The sequence below is a fragment of the Candidatus Woesearchaeota archaeon genome, assembly GCA_026394965.1.
GTDB lineage: Archaea > Nanobdellota > Nanobdellia > Woesearchaeales > 0-14-0-80-44-23 > JAPLZQ01.
Window position 1 is genome coordinate 1 of record JAPLZQ010000030.1, and the last position, 3,029, is coordinate 3,029.

Annotated in this window: 1 protein-coding gene; it reads left to right on the forward strand. The window is 40.4% G+C overall.

Features of this window, described 5'->3' with window-relative positions; translation table 11 throughout:
• A partial coding sequence (locus NTV63_01335; protein ID MCX6709581.1) for an Ig-like domain-containing protein occupies positions 1-3,029 on the forward strand: 3,029 nt, incomplete at both ends.

A 3,029-nucleotide genomic window follows, 5' to 3' on the forward strand; every position in this document is an offset into this window, starting at 1 on the left:
AGGAAAAGGAAAAGCTAAGAGAAGGAATAATACGCATTTACAAGAGAATTGAAGTGGAATCAAGAAAATACTCCTCAGCAAGAGCCTCAAAAGAATCATTATTTTCAAATCCTGATTTCTACAAAAATGGCAGGCATGAGACAGCGTCTCCCCAAAAGATTATTGGAATAGTTATCCTTGCGCTCATTCTGGTGGCTTCTTCCCTCTTTGTTCCCAAGATTCTTCCATCTGTCCTTAAGTTCCGCCTGGGAATAACAGGGCATGCATTTGTCTGCACAGGAGAAATATGCTTCAGCCCCGAGCCAGAGAACATAAACACATACCAAGACAATGAGACAATAATTTATGTGCATGTCACAAATCCTGAAAATCATACCAGCATAAACTTCACAACAACAGTGGACAATCCTCTTTTCACAATAGTGGAGAAGATTAATACAACATCCGCAAAGATAAATTTCACCCCTATCAATTCGCAGGTTGGAGACCATGTTGTGACAATTGCTGTTAGAAATTCAAACGGGGACATAGAAGACCTTAAGCAGCCAACCTACACAGTAATAAATGTAAATGACCCGCCAAACATAACCAACTGGAGCCCGCAGGAAGAAAATCCGAAGGTATCGGAGAATTACACTATAGGATTCCTTTTCAACTACACTGCAAGCGATCCTGATATACCTTATGGAGACAGCCTTACCTCATATTGGTATCTTGACGCAAATCTCAATTCAACAAATGCAACAAACATAAGCTATTTCCCAGGATTCTGCAGCGCAGGATACCACAATGTCACAGTTGTTGTTCAGGATATTTTGGGGCTAACTGACGAACACTACTGGAATGCAAATGTCACAAATCTCAACAGAATTCCTGTTCTTAACAGCACAATATCTAATTACCCATGGAATGAGGACTCATCAATAGCAAGTGCATTTGACCTTGATGAAAAATTCTATGATTTGGATAACCGTGAATGCAGCGGAGAAAATAAGGACAACATAACTTTCACTTCAGCTCTTGCCTCTGGGGGAACGCCAAGCATAATAATAACAATAAGCCAGGAAAGCCATGAAGTATTCCTTTCCTCATCCCAGAACTGGTGTGGAAATGAGAGCGTGGTTTTTTATGCAAATGACTCTTATGAGAAGGTTGTCAGCAATAATGTGACCTTATCTGTAAACTGCACTCCTGATTCGCCGGTATTGTCCCCAATAGGAAGCATTACTACAAGGACAGCTGTTAATTTTGTCCTTAATGTAAATGCAAGCGATGCAGACATAACATACGGAGATTATCTCTCCTTCAGCATTAATGATACTTCATTGTTTAACATCACAACAACTAATCCAACTTCCGCAAATGCAGTAATAAACTTCACTCCCGATATTTCAGATGTTGGCGTTTACTACTTTAACATAAGCGTCATGGACAGCAGCGGGCGTGAGGATTACGAATTTGTTGAGCTTACAATAAGCTACAACAACCCACCCATTCTTGAAGCAATATCTAATCAGAGTTTATCTGAAAATTATGCATTCATAATGCAGATAAATGCAACTGATGCAGACGGCGATAATATAACCTATTCAGCTGAGTCAAGCAATTCATTCCCAAGCCTGTCAATTTCAAATTTCGGGCTGATGAATTTTTCATTTGAGCAGGCAGATGTGGGGAACCATTCAGTAACTGTAACTGCGGCAGATTCGTGGGGCGCAATCAATTCATCAACATTCAACTTTGAGGTAAAAAACATAAACCAGCCGCCAGTTATTTCAAATATCGGAAATAAGAGGGCGAAAATTGAGCATCAGTTTACATTATTGGTAAATGCAACAGACCAAGACATTGTATATGGAGATTCTCTTGAATTTGCCTTAAATGACACAACCCTGTTCAATCTGAGCGCCATAAACAGCAGCAGCGCAATGATTTCATTCACCCCATCTGAAATTCAAATCGGAACATATTATCTTATGATTAATGCAACTGATTTAGCCGGAGAAAGCTCTAACACATCATTTGAGCTGATTATAGACACAAATTCAGCGCCTTCAATAGGAATATCAGCAATGAACAACACTGAGAATGAGCATTTCACTCTTGACATGAATGCATACACAACAGACCTTGATTATGACCCTATCACATTCGGCTATAATTTTGTAAATGAAAGCAATTCAACATTCCCGCACTTTTCAATGACTTCATACGGGCTGATTGAATTCACATCAAACAAGAGTGATGTCGGGGAGCACTTCATTAACTTAAGCGCTTATGACGGGGAAAATACCACAAGCAGAATAGTGAATTTCACAGTGTTTGCAGTTGACAACTTCCCAATTTTGGGAAGCATTGGAAACCTGAGCGCAACAGAGGGCTCATTGTTTACTGTGCAGCTAAACGCGACTGACATTGAAAATGACACGCTTGAATTTGTTTACAGCATAATAAACGGCTCATCCTTCCCAGGATTCAATATTTCCTCTTCAGGGCTTATTAATTTCACGCCAGCCGCAGCAGATGTTGGAAACAGGACAATAAACATAACAGTCAGGCAGACCGACAACAATTCAATTAGCGATTCAGAGGTGATAACCTTTGCAGTATACCATTTTAACCATGCGCCAAACATAACGTCCTATGCCCCTTCCAATGGAAACTTCCAGATGTATGAGAACAGCACGATAATATTCAATCATACCTCTTCAGATTCTGACAATGACACCCTTCACTTCCAATGGCTTTTGGATTCTGTCCTGCAGAATGAATCTGCAAACTGGAGCTACTCGCCTGACTTTGATTCTGCCGGGCTAAGAAACATAACCTTAATAGTTAATGATACTTTCAGCGCAGTAAGCCAATCCTGGAATGTTACTGTTGTTAATGTAAATCGGGCTCCGGCATACGGCATCTTTTCTGAGTCATCTGCAGGCTTCCTTAACGGAACAGAAAATTCAGCCAATGCAAGCTCAGGAATACGCCTTGCAAAGAACTCATCAACCACTTATTATCGTTCCGGATTCTTC